Source organism: Luteimonas sp. 3794, from assembly GCF_031456825.1.
Lineage (GTDB): Bacteria > Pseudomonadota > Gammaproteobacteria > Xanthomonadales > Xanthomonadaceae > Luteimonas.
Genome location: NZ_JAVDVJ010000001.1, coordinates 164138 through 181735 on the forward strand (window position 1 = coordinate 164138; position 17598 = coordinate 181735).

At 70.1% G+C, this 17598-nt stretch carries 14 protein-coding genes and 1 pseudogene; 6 read left to right on the forward strand and 9 right to left on the reverse strand.

The genetic code is table 11. From position 1 onward, the window contains the following. Positions 1–35: 35 nt before the first annotated feature. Both J2X52_RS00760 and J2X52_RS00765 read right to left on the reverse strand, forming a co-directional pair. On the reverse strand, positions 36–1169 hold the full coding sequence (locus J2X52_RS00760; RefSeq protein WP_310147446.1) for an anhydro-N-acetylmuramic acid kinase: 1134 nt from the start codon (positions 1167–1169) through the stop codon (positions 36–38). A 68-nt stretch (positions 1170–1237) separates the two neighbouring features. After that, a complete protein-coding gene (locus tag J2X52_RS00765) occupies positions 1238–2704 on the reverse strand; it encodes a peptidoglycan DD-metalloendopeptidase family protein (protein ID WP_310147448.1) in 1467 nt (488 codons plus the stop codon). 170 nt (positions 2705–2874) lie between these two features. Between J2X52_RS00765 and tyrS the strand changes: the two genes are divergently transcribed. Continuing rightward, the gene (gene tyrS, locus J2X52_RS00770) at positions 2875–4095 is read left to right on the forward strand and encodes a tyrosine--tRNA ligase (RefSeq protein WP_310147450.1); all 1221 of its coding nucleotides are present in this window, start codon (positions 2875–2877) and stop codon (positions 4093–4095) included. 234 nt (positions 4096–4329) lie between these two features. Here tyrS and J2X52_RS00775 read toward each other — a convergent pair whose 3' ends face one another. After that, entirely contained in the window at positions 4330–6045 is a 1716-nt protein-coding gene (locus J2X52_RS00775; RefSeq protein WP_310147452.1) for a M28 family metallopeptidase, read from the reverse strand. Between the two features lie 102 nt (positions 6046–6147). Here J2X52_RS00775 and J2X52_RS00780 point away from each other — a divergent pair, with 102 nt between their 5' ends. Further along, a complete protein-coding gene (locus tag J2X52_RS00780) occupies positions 6148–6588 on the forward strand; it encodes an I78 family peptidase inhibitor (RefSeq protein ID WP_310147454.1) in 441 nt (146 codons plus the stop codon). A gap of 88 nt (positions 6589–6676) precedes the next feature. Here J2X52_RS00780 and J2X52_RS00785 read toward each other — a convergent pair whose 3' ends face one another. The 5 genes from J2X52_RS00785 to radC all read right to left on the reverse strand — a co-directional run bounded on the left by J2X52_RS00785 (position 6677) and on the right by radC (position 10603). Next, positions 6677–6904, reverse strand: coding sequence for a hypothetical protein (locus tag J2X52_RS00785; RefSeq protein WP_310147456.1), 228 nt, complete (start codon positions 6902–6904; stop codon positions 6677–6679). 64 nt (positions 6905–6968) lie between these two features. After that, positions 6969–7772: a hypothetical protein gene (locus J2X52_RS00790; RefSeq protein ID WP_310147458.1), complete on the reverse strand. Its 804-nt coding sequence runs from the start codon at positions 7770–7772 to the stop codon at positions 6969–6971. 262 nt (positions 7773–8034) lie between these two features. Next, the gene (locus J2X52_RS00795; protein WP_310148766.1) at positions 8035–9285 is read right to left on the reverse strand and encodes a lytic murein transglycosylase; all 1251 of its coding nucleotides are present in this window, start codon (positions 9283–9285) and stop codon (positions 8035–8037) included. A 103-nt stretch (positions 9286–9388) separates the two neighbouring features. Then, on the reverse strand, positions 9389–9787 hold the full coding sequence (locus J2X52_RS00800; RefSeq protein WP_310147460.1) for a YchJ family metal-binding protein: 399 nt from the start codon (positions 9785–9787) through the stop codon (positions 9389–9391). Between the two features lie 141 nt (positions 9788–9928). After that, positions 9929–10603, reverse strand: a complete 675-nt coding sequence (gene radC / locus J2X52_RS00805) for a DNA repair protein RadC (RefSeq protein ID WP_310147462.1) — start codon at positions 10601–10603, stop codon at positions 9929–9931. Between the two features lie 173 nt (positions 10604–10776). On the opposite strand from radC, the pseudogene coaBC reads away from it, so the two are divergent. The 4 genes and pseudogenes from coaBC to J2X52_RS00825 all read left to right on the forward strand — a co-directional run bounded on the left by coaBC (position 10777) and on the right by J2X52_RS00825 (position 16014). Next, positions 10777–11993, forward strand: a pseudogene (coaBC, locus tag J2X52_RS00810) (bifunctional phosphopantothenoylcysteine decarboxylase/phosphopantothenate--cysteine ligase CoaBC). Continuing rightward, complete coding sequence (dut, locus tag J2X52_RS00815; protein ID WP_310147463.1) at positions 11990–12463, forward strand: dUTP diphosphatase; 474 nt, start codon at positions 11990–11992, stop codon at positions 12461–12463. The pseudogene coaBC and the gene dut overlap by 4 nt, the downstream one beginning before the upstream one ends. Before the next feature lie 12 nt (positions 12464–12475). Beyond that, positions 12476–14809 (forward strand): phosphomannomutase/phosphoglucomutase, encoded by a 2334-nt coding sequence (locus J2X52_RS00820; RefSeq protein WP_310147465.1) that lies wholly within the window; start codon positions 12476–12478, stop codon positions 14807–14809. Between the two features lie 332 nt (positions 14810–15141). Then, positions 15142–16014 carry a DNA ligase gene (locus J2X52_RS00825; protein WP_310147467.1) on the forward strand — a complete coding sequence of 291 codons (873 nt, stop codon included), beginning with the start codon at positions 15142–15144 and terminating at the stop codon, positions 16012–16014. 395 nt (positions 16015–16409) lie between these two features. On the opposite strand, the gene J2X52_RS00830 is transcribed toward J2X52_RS00825, so the two are convergent. Next, positions 16410–17450, reverse strand: coding sequence for a patatin-like phospholipase family protein (locus tag J2X52_RS00830; protein ID WP_310147469.1), 1041 nt, complete (start codon positions 17448–17450; stop codon positions 16410–16412). Between the last annotated feature and the right edge of the window lie 148 nt (positions 17451–17598).

Here is a 17598-nt window from a genome sequence, read left to right on the forward strand (position 1 = left end):
GATGGGCAGAACGTCTACCGGTTTCGCCGGACGGCTCAGACCGGATGCACGACCCCGAGCACGCGCGGCCCCGCAGCGCCAGTGACCGAGGGCAGATTGCCCGGCCGGCCCAGCACGGTCTGCCGCGCCAGCCACGCGAAACCCATCGCCTCGACATGATCTGGATCGAGCCCGTGCACGGCGCTCGACTCCACGACCACGCCCGGCAGCGCGTTGCCCAGCGCGCGCATCAGGGCGCCGTTGTGCACGCCGCCGCCGCAGCCGATCACCCGCGCGGTGCCCGGCTGGGTCGCGCGCAGGGCGTCGGTAATCGTCGCAACGCTGAGGGCGAGCAGCGTCGCCTGGACATCGGCAACGGATTCGGCGCCCTGCAGCGCGGCGTCGACCCAGCCGAGATGGAACTGGTCGCGTCCGGTGGATTTGGGCGGCGGCGCGGCGAACCACGGCTCGGCCCGCAACCGTGCGAGCAATGCGGTGTCGACGCGACCGCTTGCCGCCAAGGCACCATCGCGGTCGAAGGCTTCGCCGGTGTGGCGCAGGCACCACGCATCCATCAGCCCGTTGGCCGGGCCGGTGTCGAAGCCGCGGACCGGGCCGCCATCGCCCGGCAGCAGGGTCAGGTTGGCGATGCCGCCGAGGTTGAGCACCGCGCGGTCCTCGCCCGGACGCGACAGCAGCGCCGCATGCAGGGCAGGCAGCAACGGGGCGCCATGTCCGCCGGCGGCGACATCGCGGCGGCGGAAATCGGCGACCGTCACCACGCCGGTGCGCTCGGCAATACGCGCACCGTCACCGAGTTGCAGCGTGAACGGCGCGCGGCCATCGCCATCGCGGCCGTAGGGGCGGTGGCGCAGCGTCTGGCCGTGCGAACCGAGTGCGCGGATGGCGGCTGCGGTGACTCCGGCGTCCGCGATCGCGGCCAGCGCGGCATCGGCGAACGCATCGGCAATCAGGACGTCGAGTTCGCCGACGTCATCGAGCGTCAGCGACGCGGCCTGCTGGCCCAGCGCGACCAGGCGCGCGCGCAGCGCGGGATCCCAGGGATAGGTGGCGCCGAAGCGCAGCTCCGCGTCCGGCGTACCGTCGGCGCGATCGTCGAAGCGGACGATGGCCGCGTCGATGCCATCGGCGCTGGTGCCCGAAATCAGGCCGAGGAACAGGTCGGACATGGCGTCAGCGTCGGGCGAAAGGAGAGTGCAAACGAAACGCCCGGCCGGAGCCGGGCGTTCGAGGCGGATCAGCCGCGGCCGTTGCCGGGCCGTGCGGCGTTCGCGACCTGCCGGTCGGGATCCGGCTTGGCCGGCACCTGCGCGTAGATCACATTCTCGACTTCGCGGATGCGCGCGAGCGCCGGGCCGGTCTGCTGGCGGAACTGCGCCAACGCGGCGCCGCTGAGCGGATCGGGCTCGGGCATCGTGTGCTGCAGCGGGTTGCGATGCACGCCATTGACGCGGAACTCGTAATGCAGGTGCGGGCCGGTGGACAGGCCGGTGGTGCCGACGTAGCCGATCACCGTGCCCTGCGCGACGCGCTGGCCCTGGCGGATATTGCCGAAGCGCGACATGTGCGCGTACAGCGTGGTGTGGCCGCGACCATGGTCGAGCACCACCGTGTTGCCGTAACCGCCCTGCACGCCGCGGAACTGCACGCGTGCATCGCCGGCGGCCATGATCGGCGTGCCGGTCGGCGCGGCGTAGTCCACGCCCTTGTGCATGCGCATCGTGCCCAGCACCGGATGGCGGCGGCTGCCGAAACGCGAGCTCAGGCGCGCGTACTGGATCGGCATGCGGATGAAGCTCTTCTTCAGCGGGCGGCCTTCGGCGTTGTAGTACTCGGCCTTGCCGTCCTGCTCGTAACGGAACGCGCTGAAGGGCTTGCCCTTCGCGGTGAACACCGCCGCCTGCACCGGGCCGCTGCGGATCAGTTCGCCTTCGCGCCAGACCTGCTCGACCACGACACTGAAACGGTCGGTCTGGGTGACGTCGGTGTTGAAGTCGATGTCGTACTTGAAGACTTCGTCGGTCAGCGTGTTGATGTTCGCGCCCGACAGGCCCAGCTTGCGCGCCGAATGGAACAGCGAGCGGCCGACTTCGCCGCTGATGACGACGTTGCGGATCTCCACCGGACGCTCGATCACGTCCTCGCGGATCGCGTCGCCGGTCACGGTGAGTTCGACGCGTTCGGTGTCGCTGCGGTCATAGCGCAGCTTGTTGAGGGTGCCGTCGAGGGCCAGGTCGAAGCCCAGTTCGGTGCCCGGCCGCATGCGCGTCAACTTGGCCTTGGCATCGGGCAGCTCGAGGATGCGGTGCATCGTCGAGGCGGGCAGGTCGAGATCGGAGAAGATCGAGCCCAAGGTCTGGCCGCGTTCGACGGTGACCAACTGCCAGTTGTCGTGGGTCTGCTGCGCGCTGCGCTGGGTGGCGGTCAGCGGCGGCAGGGCCAGCGACATCGTCACCAGATCGTGCTGCGGCTCGCCATCGCCGCGCATCGCCTGCGAGACGCCGGGCACCAGGGCAACGACCAGCACCCCGAGCGTGGCGAAGAGGCTGGCATGGCCCCAGTCGCGGCGCGTCCAGCGGCCGGGATACAGGTGCCGGCGCGCGGGCTGCTCCTGCTGCCTGTTCCGGGCCGCAGCCTGCAGGTTGTCGTGGAGCACCTGCTGGTGGTGCGCGTCGGCCTGGGGTGGCGGGACGGAGTGCGTCATCGTGTCGGGTCCGGATGGCGTGAACGGCGTGTCAGCGGGGTAACATAGAGACGTGAGGTCCATGCGTCAAATGCCTGACCGGATTGGGATTTTTGTCCGTGCCGTCGGATAACGAAGCCTTAACCCGGCGTGTTCGTATTCATTTTTCAGCCAGTCGAGATGCCCGTTCCATGTCCCTACCCCCCACCGCGCCCCCCCCGCTCGACCTGATTGCCCGCGGCACCGACGAAATCCTCAAGCGCGAGGACCTCGAAGCGCGCCTGAAGCTCGGTCGCCCGCTGCGGATCAAAGCCGGTTTCGACCCCACCGCGCCGGACCTGCACCTGGGCCACACGGTGCTGCTCAACAAGCTGCGCCAGTTCCAGGATCTCGGCCACACGGTGATCTTCCTGATCGGCGACTTCACCGGGATGATCGGCGACCCGTCCGGCAAGAGCGCGACCCGCAAGTCGCTGAGTCGCGAGGACGTGCTGGCCAACGCGGAGACCTACAAGGCGCAGGTGTTCAAGGTGCTGGACGAGGCCAAGACCGAAGTGCGCTTCAACTCCGAGTGGTTCGGCGCAATGGGCGCGGCCGACATGATCCGGCTCGCGTCCTCCCACACGGTGGCGCGGATGCTCGAGCGCGACGATTTCGCCAAGCGCTACGCCGGTCAGCAGCCGATCGCGATCCACGAATTTCTGTATCCGCTGGTCCAGGGCTACGACTCCGTGGCGCTGCAGGCCGACGTCGAATGCGGCGGCACCGACCAGAAGTTCAACCTGCTGATGGGCCGTGGCCTGCAGGAAAGCGACGGCCAGGCGCCGCAGATCGTGCTGACGATGCCGCTGCTGGTCGGGCTCGACGGCGTCAACAAGATGGGCAAGTCGCTCGGCAACTACATCGGTGTGACCGAGCCGGCGATCGACATGGTCAACAAGACCATGAAGATCGGCGATGCGCTGATGTGGGACTGGATCGAACTGCTGAGCTTCGACATCGGCATCGACGAGGCAAAGGCACTGAAGGCCGAAGTCGAGGCCGGCACGCTGAACCCGCGCGACGTGAAGCTGCGCCTGGCGCGCGAACTCGCCACGCGCTTCCACGACGCCGACGCGGCCGAGCTCGCGATCCGCGGCTGGCAGGTGGCGATCTCCGGCGAAGGCGACGTGTCGCTGCTGCCGCTGCAGGACGTGACCGTGCCGCCAGAGGGTCTGCGCATCGGTGCGCTGCTGACGGCGGCCGGGATCACGCCGAGCAATTCGGAAGCCGGACGCAAGCTGAAAGAGCGCGCGGTCAAGGTCGACGGCGCGGTGATCGACGACGCGGGGCTGGAATTCAAGCCCGGCTTTGAGGGCGTGCTGCAGGTCGGCAAGCGCAACTTCGCCCGGGTGCGGCTGGTCGCGGGCTGAAGAACCGGATCGCAGCGCATCCAATTTTTCCTTCTCCCTCTGGGAGAAGGTGCCCGAAGGGCGGATGAGGGTGCTTTCCCCGCGTGCCGGGTAAAGACCCGACCCTCACCCGACGCGCTCCGCGCGTCGACCCCGGATCAAGTCCGGGGCAGGCTCTCTCCCGGAGGGAGAGGTATGGAGCCTACGGCTGTCAGCAACGCGCTTTGCAGTACGGTGGCAGGCCGGAGCCGCGCCTCAACGCACAGGCGCTGCCCGCGCCGCATCACTCGTCACCCGTCGCGCGCTGAACTCGCTGTCCGCGTCCCACGCCGGCCAGCCCTCGCCATTGGCCAGCGCTTCGGCGAGGCGATAGACGGTGCGGGTGTCGGCGGTGGGGCCGGCCATGTCCCAGCTGTCGTCGAAGGCGTCGCCGGGCTGGTGATAACGGTGGGCGAAGTAGTCGGCGCGTGCGGCCTTGCCGCCGGCGATGCCGCCGTCGAGCTGGTCCATGCCGGGGCCGATCGTGATCGCCGGCACGCCGGCCTGGGCAAAGGCGAAATGGTCGGCGCGGTAGAACAGGCCGGCTTCGAGATTCGGATCCGGCGACCAGCCGCGGCCCTCGACCGCGGCGGCCGTGGCGAGATCGCGTTCCAGCGACACGCGGCCCTTGCCCCAGGACGAGATGTCGTGCGTTTCGCCGTCCGGACTCCACATTTCCATGTTGAGCACCGCGGCCGTCGTCTCCAGCGGACGCAGCGGATTGGCCGCGTAGTAGGTCGCGCCGAGCAGGCCGTTCTCCTCTGCCGTCAGTGCGATGAACTGCAGCGTGCGCGCGGGCCGCGGGCCGGCAGCGAAGACGCGCGCGAGTTCGATCATCGAGGCGATGGCGGTGGCGTTGTCGACCGCGCCGTTGATGATCGCGTCGCCGTTGTCGTCGGGCTCGCCGACGCCGAAGCTGTCCCAGTGGCCGGACAGGATCACCGTCTCGTCGGGACGCGACGCACCGGGCAGCACGCCGACCACGTTGTGGCTGGTCACGCGGTCGCGCTTGACCTTGAACGCGAGATCGAGCGTCGCATCGCCGAGTGCGCCGCCGCGAAAGCCGGCCTGCTGCGCGCGACGTTTCTCGGCATCGAAATCGAGTCCGGCGTCCTGGAACAGCTGCTCGGCGACGCCGCGCTGGATCCAGCCGCGCATCGGCAGGTGGTGCGTGTCGGCGTCCGCGCGGACGATGTCGTACTGCGGTCCGGCACGGCCGTTGCGCACCGTCGCCCAGGGATACGAGGCCGGTTCGGTCTCGTGCACGATCAGCACACCGGCGGCGCCGCGCTTCGCGGCTTCCTCGTACTTGTAGGTCCAGCGGCCGTACCAGGTCAGCGCGCGTCCGCCGAAGCGGCCGGGCTCGGCGGCCTCGAAATCCGGGTCGTTGATCAGCACGACGACGACCTTGCCGGCGACATCGAGCCCGGCGTAATCGTCCCAGTCGAGCTCCGGCGCGGTGATGCCGTAACCGGCGAACACCAGCGGCGTGCCCGACAGATCGACGCCCGTACCCGGACGCAGGGTTTCCACCGCGATATCGTCGCCGTTGGCCAGCGCGCGCGTGGCGCCGCCGACGCGCAACTGCGCGGTCACCGGGCCCTCGATGACACTGCGTTCCAGCGTGACCGCCTGGGTCCAGCCGCCGTTGTCGCCGCCGGGTTCGAGGCCGGCTTCCGCGAACTGGGCACTGATGTAGTCGACCGTCTTGCGCTCGCCCTCGGTGGTCGGCGCACGGCCCTCGAATGCATCCGAGGCCAGCATCGACAGATGCCGGGCGAGGTTGTCGGCCTGGATGCCACCGCCGGGAATGGCGGCGACCGCAGGCGCGGTGGCGGACGTGGCGGCGTCGGGCGCGGCAGGCGTCGACGGTGTGCAGGCAGCGAACAGCAGCGTGCAGGCGAGGGCGGTCAGACGGCGCGGTCGGGACATCGGCGAATCCGTGAACGAGGTGCCGGCCATGATGCCGCATGTGGCCCGGGCCGCTGCCGATTGGCTACAGTGGCGACCGGTCCCCCCATCCAGGAGCATTCGATGATCCGCCGCTACCGCACTGCGCCGCCCTGCCTGCTGGCGGCCGCCCTCGTCCCGTTGCTGGCCCTGGCGGCCTGCACGCCGGCGCCTGAAGAAGGCTTCGAAGAAGAGCAGCCCGCCGCGACCGCGGCCGATGCCGACACCGGAGCCGGCAGCGCGATCGAAACCGAAACCGCCCGGACCGAGATCGGCGACACGCCCGAAGCCGTGGCGCCGCCGGTCGACGCACCGGGCGAGACGCCCTGCGATACCGAAGCGGTGCAGAGCCTGATCGGCACCCAGGGCAGCGAGACGATCTACGCCAAGGCCGTGCAGGACTCCGGCGCCAAGTCGCACCGTGCGCTGGGCCCGACCGACATGGCGACGATGGATTTCCGCCCCGATCGGCTGAACATCGATCTCGATGCGAGCGGCAAGATCACCGGCTTCCGCTGCGGCTGATCCATTCCCTCAAATGCAGACACCAGAACGCCCGGCGCGAAGCCGGGCGTTCTGCGTTGCGGGCACCTGCCCCGGCCAACGATCTCGATCAGCGATCGTCGCGAGTCCGCTTGAAGTCCACCGGCTGGCCTTCGCGTTCGCTGCTCCAGCGTCCGCCGGACTCGCGCTCGCAGTCGCGCGACACCGGCTCGCCCGGCTGGTCGGGTCGACTCGCGCACAGGGGGTTGGCGTCGACTGCGGCGTGGGTGTCGCGGTACTCGTAGGAGCCGCAGCCTGCGAGCAGCAGGACCGCGCCAGCGATGACCGGAATGCGCATGGGGTGTCTCGATTGCGATGGAGGTTCGACGATCGCAGATCGCGCAACGCCTCGCAAACGGCACTCAGCGGCGGCTGGCCACCAGACGGGTGATCTCCACTGCGAGCTGCTCGACGGCATTGCCGAAATCGCCGTGGCCGCCCGCGGCATAGGCCGCGCCGCCGTTGGACAGCGTGTTCGCAACGCCACTGGCGATGTCGCGGGCCTGCTCCAGCTGACCACCGAGCGCGCGATCGATCGTCGACGCCGCATCGGCGGCACTGCGGAAATCGCCACTGGCGACGCCGTCGAAGAACCCGCGCGCCGCCGACTGCACATCGGTCAGCGAACGCGCGATCGCACCGATATCGCCGATGTCCGGCGCACGGCCGTTGGTCAGTGCGCCGCTGGCGAGACCGGCGAGCGCGTCCTGCACCGACACGCTCGCGCCCGGAATGCGACCGGCGAACTGATCGAGCGCCAGGTTGGCCAGTGGCTGCATGCCCGCCGGCAAGTTGTCGGCGATGGCGCCACGCGCCGCCTCGGTCACGCTGCCGCCCACGAGACCGTTGACCACGCCCATGACCGCGCCCGGCAGGCCGCCGGTGAGCATGCCCACGACCGCCGCGCCGACGATGCCCTGCAGATCCCGGGCATCGATGCCCAGCGCATTGGCCAGGCCTTCGAGCGCGTTGTCGAGTCCGAGCGCATCGGTCGCGGTGCCGAGCGCGTTGCTGATCGCTGCGCCCAGCGCATCGACCGCAGTATCGACGGCGCCGCCGAGGGCGTCCGCCGCTGCACCAAGCGCATCACTGGCCGAGGATGCGGCACCTGCGCTGTTGCCGCCGCCATTGCCGACGCCGCCTGCGCCGTCGCTTCCATCGCTCATGGGGTGCTCCGTCGATCGGTTCGAGTCACCCCGACTCTATGCCCGCACGTCCATCGCGCCATCTGGTGGGAACCCGAGGTTTGGCGGCGAAAACACGGAGCCGGTCACGGTTTGCGCTCTGCGGGCGGCGTCGCGCCAACCGCAGGCCCGCATGCGGTCGAGATGGCGCCTTGCGCGTTTCGCTCGGGCCGGCCGCGTCCACACCCTCCATTCCCGTCCGTCGCGGGCATCGGGCTGGCGCCGCCCGCGTTCGCGATGTCCGTCAGCGGTTCGCCTTCAAGGCATCGAGAATGCGCACGCCGGCGCGGCCGTCGTCGGGCGTCAAACCGATGCGTCGCTGTTCGGCCTGGATCGCACGCCGCGTTGCGGTGCCGATCATGCCGTCGACCTCGCCGATCGCATGGCCGCGCGCGAGCAGCAGCGTCTGCAGTTCGCGGCGCTGCGCGCGCGACAGGCCCGGGTCGTCGGTCGGCCACTGCGTCTGCAGGCCGCGGCCACCGCGCAGGCGGTCGGCGAGCGTCGCGATCGCCAGCGCGTAGCTCTCGGCGGCGTTGTAGGAAAAGATCGCGTCGTAGTTGCTGAAGACGATGAAAGCCGGACCCTTGACGCCGGTCGGCACGAGGATCGCGGCCTGCGTGTTGCCGGCCGGCAACGTGCCGCCGTCGACGCGTGTGATGCCGCGCGCGGTCCAGTCGGCGACAGTCCGGCGGTTGGTGCGGCCGGCCTGCGCGGCGTTGAATCCCGCCGGCAGCCTGATCTCGTAGCCCCAGGGCTGGCCCGTCTTCCAGCCGCCGCGTGAACGCTTGAGGTAGTTGGCCGTCGACGCCAGCGCGTCGGGAATGCTGTCGACCAGATCGCGGCGGCCGTCGCCGTCGAAATCGACCGCGATGCGCGCGTACGTGCTCGGCATGAACTGCGTATGCCCGAACGCGCCGGCCCACGAACCGGTCGTGTCGCGGTTCTGCAGGTCGCCGTCGTGCATCAGCTTGAGCAGGGCGACGAACTCGCTGCGGAAGAACGGCTGGCGACGGCCGTGGCAGGCCAGCGTCGCCAGCGACACGCGCAAAGGGCGTTTGCCGGAGATGCGGCCGTAATCGCTCTCCACACCCCAGATCGCGACCACGGTCTCGGCATCGACGCCGTACTGCGCGGCCACGCGATCGAGCAGCGCGCGATGCTCCACCAGACGCGCGCGCCCATCGGCGACGCGTTCCTCGTCGACGAGACCGGCGAGGTAATCCCACAACGGTGTGGTGAATTCGGGCTGCGAGTCGAGCAGCGGCAGCACGGTCATGTCCGGCGTGACATCGGCGAGCGCGTCGAACGCCGCGGATGGAATTCCCGCCTTGGCCGCGTCGCCGCGGATCCCGGCGATGCAGCGCGCGAACGCGGCGGCGTTGTAGGCGGGTGCGGCGGTCGGCGCCGGGGACGCGGGCGCCTGCGCGGCGGCACCGCCTGCGCACAGCAGCAGGCCCGACAACGCGAGGCGCGCCGGTGTCGAAAAACGATGCATCGGGAGACGGGACATGCGGGCGACCTGCGCGTGCGGGGCGACCACTGTGCACGAGCCAGCATGGCGGACGCATCCCCAGGCCTCGCCCGGTTTCACCGGGCGCTCAGCCGAGGTCACCGTCCACGTAGAACCAGTGACCGGCCTCGCGCACGAAGCGGCTGCGCTCGCGCATGCGCACCACGCTGCCGCCGCCGATGCGGTACTTCGCGACGAACGCGACTTCGGCGCGGTCGGCGTCGATGACGTCGTGCGCCTTGACGTCCAGGCCCAGCCAGACCGGCGGCGGATCGTCGAAGCGCAGATCGTCCGGACGCGTCGACGCATGCCAGCTCGCGCGCAGATAGTCCGCGTCGCGGCGCACATAGGCGACGTAGCGCGAACGCATCAGCGCTTCGGCATCGGGCGCGGCCGCGCCGTCGTGCAGTGGCTTGCAGCAGTCGGCGTAAGTACATGCGCGGCCGCAGGGGCAGGGCGCGCTGGGCTCGAGGTGTGGTGTCGGCATCGCGCCAGTGTGCGGCGGCGATCGGACGTCGCCAAGCTCGGCGCGGTGTGCGATGCCGCGCGCATCACATGCGGACGCGCCGAGCACCGTGGCGTCCGGCACGGAAGTCCACGCGTGCCGGTCGATCCCTGCAGGCATCGCTCAGACCCAGCCACGCGCCGCCAGCGACACCGCGGCGCCGTCGCCGACGACGAAATGATCGAGCAGCCGCACATCCACCAGCGACAGCGCGTGCTTGAGCTGCGCGGTCACCGCACGATCGGCGGCACTCGGCTCGCGGCTGCCGCTGGGATGGTTGTGACCCACGATCACCGCGGCGGCGTTGAGCGCCAGCGCGCGGCGCACGACTTCGCGCGGATGCACCTCGGCGCCGTCGATCGTGCCGCGGAACAGTTCCTCGAACGCCAGCGCGCGATGGCGGGTGTCGAGAAACAGCACCGCGAACACCTCGTGGGCGAAACCACGCAGGCGCTGCGAGAAGTAGCGGCCGGCGGCGGCCGGATCGGTCATCGCCTCGCCACGCGCGAGATCGGCCGCGAGCACACGGTTGCCGAGTTCGAGCGCCGCCGTCAGCGCGCAGGCGCGTGCGGGGCCGAGGCCGGGCAAGGCGGCGAGCCCGGCCGCGCCGCGTTCGATCAGCGTGCGCAATGGGCCGTGCGCGGCGAGCAGTTGCCGCGCGGTCGACACCGCGTCCTGCCCACGCAGGCCCGAGCCGAGGAAGATCGCCAGCAGTTCCGCATCCGACAACGCGGCCGCGCCCTGGCCCAGCAGTTTCTCGCGCGGCCGTTCGCCAGCCGGCCATTCGTGGATGTGCATGCCCGCTCCAGACAGAACGCCGGTGGGCCGCGTCGCGTCCCAGGGGAAGGATGCGCGCCGCGCCCGCACCGGCGAGGCAGCCATTGCACCGCGCGCAGCGCGAGAGCGGCAGCGGCTGCGCACATGGCTTCGGGTAAGCTGTCGGCCGGTTTTCCGGTAGGACTTCGCCGACGATGGGCGCCGTATCGACCCCGCTGCACGGGCAGCGCATCCTGCTGTGCGTCTGCGGCGGCATCGCCGCCTACAAGGCCGCGGACCTGGTCCGCCGGTTGCGCGACGCCGGCGCGGAAGTCCGCGTGGCGATGACCGAGAGCGCGCAGCACTTCGTGTCCGCAGCGACCTTCCAGGCGGTCTCGCACAACGCCGTGCGCACCACGCTGTGGGACCCGGGCGCGGAAGCTGCGATGGGTCACATCGAACTCGCGCGCTGGGCGACCCGCGTGGTCGTGGCACCCGCGACGGCTAACACCCTGGCCAAGCTCGCGAATGGCTTCGCCGACAACCTCGTGACCACGCTGTGCCTGGCGACGACGGCGCCGCTGACCGTGTGCCCGGCGATGAACCATCGCATGTGGCTGCATCCGGCCACGCAGGCGAATATGGCGCTGTTGCGCGAGCGCGGCGTGCAGGTGATCGGGCCGGAGGACGGGCCGCTGGCCGAGGGCGAATCCGGCCCCGGTCGCCTCGCCGAGCCGCAGGCGATCGTGGCCGCGCTGCCGGCATGAGTCACCCGCTCTCCGGCCGCCGCGTGCTCGTCACCGCCGGCCCGACCTACGAGGATCTCGACCCAGTGCGGTTTCTCGGCAACCGCAGCAGCGGCAAGATGGGGTTCGCGATCGCCGCAGCCGCGCAGCGCGCCGGCGCCGACGTGGTGCTGGTCGCCGGTCCCGTGCATCTGCCGACGCCCGGAGGCGTGCAGCGCGTCGACGTGCGCTCGGCGGCGCAGATGCATGCAGCGGTGTTCGATGCGCTGCCGGCAGATATCTACATCGGCGCCGCCGCGGTCGCGGACTTCACCCCGGCGCAGATCGCGCCGTCCAAGATCAAGAAACGCCCCGGCGAAGACGGCCTCGATCTGCGTCTGGTGCGCACCCGCGACATCCTTGCCGACGTCGCCGTCGCCAACCCGCGCCCGCGACTGGTCGTGGGATTCGCGGCCGAGACCGATGATGTCGATGCCAATGCACGCGGCAAGCTCGCCGCCAAGCGCGTCGACCTGATCGCCGCCAACCGGGTGGGCATTGCCGGCAGCGGCTTCGAGGGCGACGACAACACGCTGCTGGTCCACGACGCTGCGGGCCATGTGCAGCTCGGCCCCGCCTCCAAGGCCGAGATCGCCGACCGTCTGGTCGCGCTGGTCGCGGCCCGCCTCTCACAGGAATCCCGATGAGCACGACCGCCGCCCACCACGTCCTCGACATCCGGATCCTCGACGCGCGCTTCGGCCAGCAGTGGCCGCTGCCGGCCTATGCCACTGACGGCAGCGCCGGTCTCGACCTGCGCGCCGCGCTCGACGAACCATTGACCCTGCTGCCGGGCGACGTGTCGCTGGTGCCCTCGGGGCTGTCGATCCATATCGGCGATCCCGGCCTGTGCGCGATGGTCCTGCCGCGCTCGGGCCTGGGCCACAAGCACGGCATCGTGCTCGGCAACGGCACCGGTCTGATCGACGCGGATTACCAAGGGCCGCTGATGATCAGCGTCTGGCACCGCGGCAAGGACGCCTTCACCATCGAGCCGGGCGACCGGATTGCGCAGCTGGTGATGCTGCCCGTCGTGCGGGCGACCTTGAATGTGGTGGATACTTTCGTCGAGACCACGCGCGGGGCCGGGGGGTTCGGCCATTCCGGCGTGCGCTGACGGGGAATGCAGATGAGCGAGAAGGAACCGCGACAGGCGGCTGTGGTGCTGGCGCAACTGCGCCAGGCCGCGCCGTTGCTGGCCGTGCTGCTGGGTGTGCTGGCCCTGTGGTTCGCCTGGAGTGGCTGGCAGCAGCTGCGCGGCGAGCAGCGCACGGCCGCAGCCGAACAGGGCCGCGACGCGGCGGTCACGGCGACGCAGCAGGCGCTGGGCGCCGAGCTTGCGCGCATGACGACACGCCTGGCCGAAGCGCCCGTGCAGCGCGCCCTGGTCGCGGACGATCTGGACGCGGCCGCCGCTGCGCTCGCGGCGGACTGGCCGCAGCTCGAGTCCGCCGACATCCTGCCCGCCGACCTCAGGGCCGACTACGCCGGTCTGGACACCGGCGGCTTCGGCCGCCTGGCCGCGCTCGAAGCGGCCCGGGTCGAGGACCGCGCGGTGCTGACGGTGGCGCAGATCGAGGGCGCACCGCGGGTGCTGATCGCCGCCCCGGCGCGGGCCGGTGAGAACCTGGCCGGCATCGCCTTGGTGCAGCTGCCCCTGTCGCGCGCGACCGCGGGACTGGAGGCCGCGCCCTTGCATGACGCCATCTACCTCGCACTGCGCCAGGGCAACCACACGCTGCTGTCGCGCGGTGACGAAGGCCTGTCCAACGTGGCCGCGCGGATGGGCAAGCCGGTGCCGGGCACGCCGTTGCGCATCGCCGCTGCGGTGCCGAGCGTGGATGCGCCCCCGTTTGGCCTCGGCGCGATCCCGCTCCTGGCCGGCGCGGGCCTGTGCCTGCTGCTCGCGGTGGTCGTGCTGCGCCTGCCGCGTGGCGCCGCTTCGGCCGCGAAGGCCGAGGACACCACGCCGACATTTGCCGAAGCGTTGCGGACGCCGGCGGAAGGCGCCGATGGCGAGACCGGCATTGCGCCGCCGCCGGCGGTGCGCGGCGAGGCATCGAAGAAGAAGGCGACACCGTCTTCGGTGGTGCTGGACCCGTCGATCTTCCGCGCGTACGACATCCGCGGCGTGGTCGGTACGACGCTCGACGCGGGCGTCGCCGAACTGATCGGCCAGGCGGTCGGTTCACTGATGCGCGAACAGGATCTAGCCGACATCGTCGTCGGCCGCGATGGCCGCCTGTCGGGCCCGGATCTCGTCGCCGGCCTGATTGCCGGTCTGCGCAAGGCGGGCCGCAACGTCATCGATATCGGCATGGCGCCGACCCCGCTGATCTACTTCGGCGCCTACCACCTGCGCACCGGCTGCTGCATTTCGGTGACCGGCAGCCACAACCCGCCGGACTACAACGGCTTCAAGATCGTCGTCGGCGGCGAGACGCTGTCGGGCGATGCGATCACCGACCTGCACACCCGCGTCGCCGATGACCGCCTGCACACCGCGCCGCAGCCGGGCGCGGTGTCCGAGCGCGACATCAGCGACGACTACGTGCGGCGCATCGCCGACGACATCCAGATCGCGCGCCCGCTGAAGATCGTCGTCGATGCCGGCAACGGGGTCGCCGGCGAACTCGGCCCGCGCGTGCTGGAAGCGATCGGCGCCGAGGTCGTGCCGCTGTACTGCGACATCGACGGCACCTTCCCCAACCACCATCCCGATCCGAGCGAGCCGCAGAATCTCGAAGATCTGGTGCGCACGGTGCAGCGCTTCGACGCGGATCTGGGCATCGCCTTCGACGGCGACGGCGATCGCCTGGGCGTGGTCACGAAGGATGGCGAGAACATTTTCGCCGACCGCCTGCTGATGCTGTTCGCAGCCGACGTGCTGGAGCGCAACCCGGGCGCGATGATCGTCTTCGACGTGAAGTGCACCGGTCGCCTGCCGGGCCACGTGCTGCGCCATGGCGGCAGCCCGCTGATGTGGAAGACCGGGCATTCGCTGATCAAGGCCAAGATGCGCGAGACCGGCGCCGAACTGGCCGGCGAGATGAGCGGCCACTTCTTCTTCGCCGAGCGCTGGTACGGCTTCGACGACGGCATCTACGCCGCCGCGCGCCTGCTCGAGATCCTCGCCCTCGACGACGATCCGTCGGCGGTCCTCAAGGCGCTGCCCAACGGCATCTCGACGCCCGAGATCAAGGTGCCCGCGCCCAACGACGATCCGCACAGCTTCATCGCCCGCGTACAGGCCGAGTCCGCATTCGACGGTGCGCGCCTGTCGACGATCGATGGCGTCCGCGCCGACTGGTCCGACGGGTGGGGCCTGGTGCGTGCGTCGAACACCACGCCGGTGCTGGTGCTGCGCTTCGACGCCGACAGCCGCGACGCGCTGGTGCGCATCCAGCAGACCTTCCGCGCGCAGCTGCTGGCGATCGATCCCGAACTGGCGTTGCCCTTCTAAAAGTCGTCTTCCGCCTTCGGCGGAAGACGCCTACGTCCCTCTCCCACCGGGAGAGGGGGGGACCATCTGCGAAGCGGATGGTGGGGTGAGGGCAGGCCCCTCGCGGAGGAGATCCATCACGCTACAAAGCGCTTCGACGCGTCACATCGGTCGAACACTGAAGATGGGTTTTGCTGCGCTCTCCCCATCCTACGAACGCAGCGATAACGTCTCGTGCCCAGAACCCCACGTCGGACTGGGGGCATCGCCGACGACGTTTCACTTCCTGAGGCGATGCCAACGCCTCGCATCCGCATCGCACTCTGGCGGACCGAATCCACCGGATTCCGCAGATGCCTCTCCGCCACGCACTTCCAAGCCCATCCCTCGCATTGCTCCTGCTGCTGTGCGTGGTCTCCGTCCCGCTGCAGGCCGCCACCCCCGCGCCACCCGCCCTGATGCTCGCCCGCGATCTCGGCACCACGCCGATCGACGTGCCGGCGTACTTCGTCAGCGAGAAGCTCGACGGCGTGCGTGCGCGCTGGGACGGCCGCGCGCTGTGGACACGCGGCGGCCATCGCATCGCAACGCCGCCCGGCTTCGTGCAGCGCTGGCCGTCCACGCCGATGGACGGCGAACTGTGGATCGGGCGCGGTCGCTTCGACGTGGTCAGCGGCATCGCGCGCAGCACGCGACCCGATCCCGCAGCGTGGGAGGCGGTGCGCTTCATGGTGTTCGACCTGCCCGCGCATCCGGGCACGTTCGCCGAGCGCGTGGCGGCGATGCGCACGCTGGTCGAGCGGACCGCGCATCCACAGCTGCGGATGATCGAACAGACGCGCGTCGCGTCGCGCGCGGCACTTGATGCGCGCTTGGCCCAGATCGTCGCGGCCGGCGGCGAGGGGCTGATGCTGCACCACGCCGATGCACGTTACGGCGTCGGCCGCAGCAACGCCCTGCTCAAACTCAAGCCGCATGACGATGCCGAGGCGCGGGTGCTCGCGCATGTACCGGGCAAAGGCAAGTACACCGGCATGCTCGGGGCGCTGGTGGTCGAGCATCACGACGGTCGCCAGTTCCGCATCGGCACTGGCTTCACCGACGCGCAGCGTGCCGACCCCCCGCCAGTCGGCAGTTGGGTCACGTACCGATACAACGGTCTGACCTCCACGGGATTGCCGCGCTTCGCACGGTTCATGCGGATCCGCGACGAGATGCCCCCCTGAAAAGCGTCATCCGCGCAGGGGATGACACCCACGTCCCTCTCCCGCTGGGAGAGGGGGGGACCATTTGCGAAGCAAATGGTGGGGTGAGGGTAGGCCCCTCGCGGAAATGTCTGCTTCCGATATTGCTTGGTTGCTGCAACGCAATCAGGAGGTCGCTGCGCACACCGCGACGCCAACTTCGATCCTGACATATCGGAACTCGGACATCCGTCCCCGGACACACTTCGGCAGAACGCCGGCAACACTGCGGCAGCGAGGTAACCCGCGAGCGTCAGCCCTCACCCCATCCCCTCTCCCAGAGGGAGAGGGGATCTGAAAGCGTAATCGCTTGCACTTCGGCGCGCGAAAGAACGCGTGCGCAAACGCGAAGCCTAACGTCACCGACCACCAGTCCCTCAGCAGGCCCGTTCCTTCGCGAACGGATTGAGGCGCCGCACCCAGCTGTCGCCGCAGTCGATGTCGACCGGTTCGGGTTCCACCGACTTGACCGGCGTGCGCGCGGCGACGCGGGCGCGTTCCAGTTCAGCGATCTTCGCGCGGATCTGCGGCATCGCCGCGAGCGCGGCGCGTTCGCCCTGCAGGATCGCCGCATTGCGCTGCTCGAAACTCGCCGGGCCGATGTCGTTGACCTGGGGCCGGATCACGACATCCGCGCGCGCCAGCTCCTGGCGGCCGAGGTTCTGGCCCATGATCGCGATCGACTGGTTGACGATGCCGAGCATGCTGCCGGGCATCGTGCCGCTGGCCTTGCTGGAAATGTCGACCGCGATCACGAGGTCCGCGCCGAGCTGCTTGGCCGCATCCACCGGTACCGGACTCACGACGCCACCATCGACGTAGTGCCGGTCGCCGATCTTCACCGGTTCGAACACCCCCGGCACGCTGCTCGAGGCGCGCACCGCCTGACCGGTATTGCCACGCACGAACACGATGCGATCGCCGGTTTCCAGGCGTGTGGCGACGGCCGCGAACGGAATGCGCATGCGGTCCAGCGTGCGGTTGCCGACTTCCTGGTTGACGTAGTTCTGCAGCGCGACGCCCTGCACCAGGCCGCCCGAGAACAAACGCACGTCGCGGATGCTGGATTCGTCGAGCGCGACCGCGCGCTCCTGCATCTGGAAGGGATCCATGCCGCTGGCATAGAGCGCACCGACCACGCTGCCGGCGCTGGTGCCGGCGACGACATCGGCCTGGATGCCGTTGGCCTCGAGCATCTTGATCACGCCGATGTGGGCGAAGCCCTTGGCAGCACCGCCGCCGAGGGCGAGCCCGATACGTACCGGCTGCGGACGCGGTGCGACCGGCGTGGCCGGCGTCGGCTGCACGGCGACCGGCGGGTTCGGACGCACGTCGTCACGGCCGCAGGCAGCGAGCACGAGCAGGCCGGCGACGAGCAGCGCGGTACGCGCATGGCGGAATGGAGTGCGGAGACGCATGCGATAGACGCCGGTTCTGGACTGGCGCCGAGGATACCCGCGCCTCGCCTGTCGGCGGCTGAAGCATCCGGGTTTACGTCACAGCTGATCTCCCGGTGCTGCCGATCCTCCACAGATCAGCCAGACAGGAACCGCGGGCCGCGCAGAC

What these genes read in the sequence shown, in the direction of transcription:
- J2X52_RS00760 (WP_310147446.1), bottom strand. Translation starts at nt 1,169, where the DNA reads ATGTCCGACCTGTTCCTCGGCCTGATTTCGGGCACCAGCGCCGATGGC.
- J2X52_RS00765 (WP_310147448.1), bottom strand. Translation starts at nt 2,704, where the DNA reads ATGACGCACTCCGTCCCGCCACCCCAGGCCGACGCGCACCACCAGCAG.
- tyrS (WP_310147450.1), top strand. Translation starts at nt 2,875, where the DNA reads ATGTCCCTACCCCCCACCGCGCCCCCCCCGCTCGACCTGATTGCCCGC.
- J2X52_RS00775 (WP_310147452.1), bottom strand. Translation starts at nt 6,045, where the DNA reads ATGTCCCGACCGCGCCGTCTGACCGCCCTCGCCTGCACGCTGCTGTTC.
- J2X52_RS00780 (WP_310147454.1), top strand. Translation starts at nt 6,148, where the DNA reads ATGATCCGCCGCTACCGCACTGCGCCGCCCTGCCTGCTGGCGGCCGCC.
- J2X52_RS00785 (WP_310147456.1), bottom strand. Translation starts at nt 6,904, where the DNA reads ATGCGCATTCCGGTCATCGCTGGCGCGGTCCTGCTGCTCGCAGGCTGC.
- J2X52_RS00790 (WP_310147458.1), bottom strand. Translation starts at nt 7,772, where the DNA reads ATGAGCGATGGAAGCGACGGCGCAGGCGGCGTCGGCAATGGCGGCGGC.
- J2X52_RS00795 (WP_310148766.1), bottom strand. Translation starts at nt 9,285, where the DNA reads ATGCATCGTTTTTCGACACCGGCGCGCCTCGCGTTGTCGGGCCTGCTG.
- J2X52_RS00800 (WP_310147460.1), bottom strand. Translation starts at nt 9,787, where the DNA reads ATGCCGACACCACACCTCGAGCCCAGCGCGCCCTGCCCCTGCGGCCGC.
- radC (WP_310147462.1), bottom strand. Translation starts at nt 10,603, where the DNA reads ATGCACATCCACGAATGGCCGGCTGGCGAACGGCCGCGCGAGAAACTG.
- dut (WP_310147463.1), top strand. Translation starts at nt 11,990, where the DNA reads ATGAGCACGACCGCCGCCCACCACGTCCTCGACATCCGGATCCTCGAC.
- J2X52_RS00820 (WP_310147465.1), top strand. Translation starts at nt 12,476, where the DNA reads ATGAGCGAGAAGGAACCGCGACAGGCGGCTGTGGTGCTGGCGCAACTG.
- J2X52_RS00825 (WP_310147467.1), top strand. Translation starts at nt 15,142, where the DNA reads ATGCCTCTCCGCCACGCACTTCCAAGCCCATCCCTCGCATTGCTCCTG.
- J2X52_RS00830 (WP_310147469.1), bottom strand. Translation starts at nt 17,450, where the DNA reads ATGCGTCTCCGCACTCCATTCCGCCATGCGCGTACCGCGCTGCTCGTC.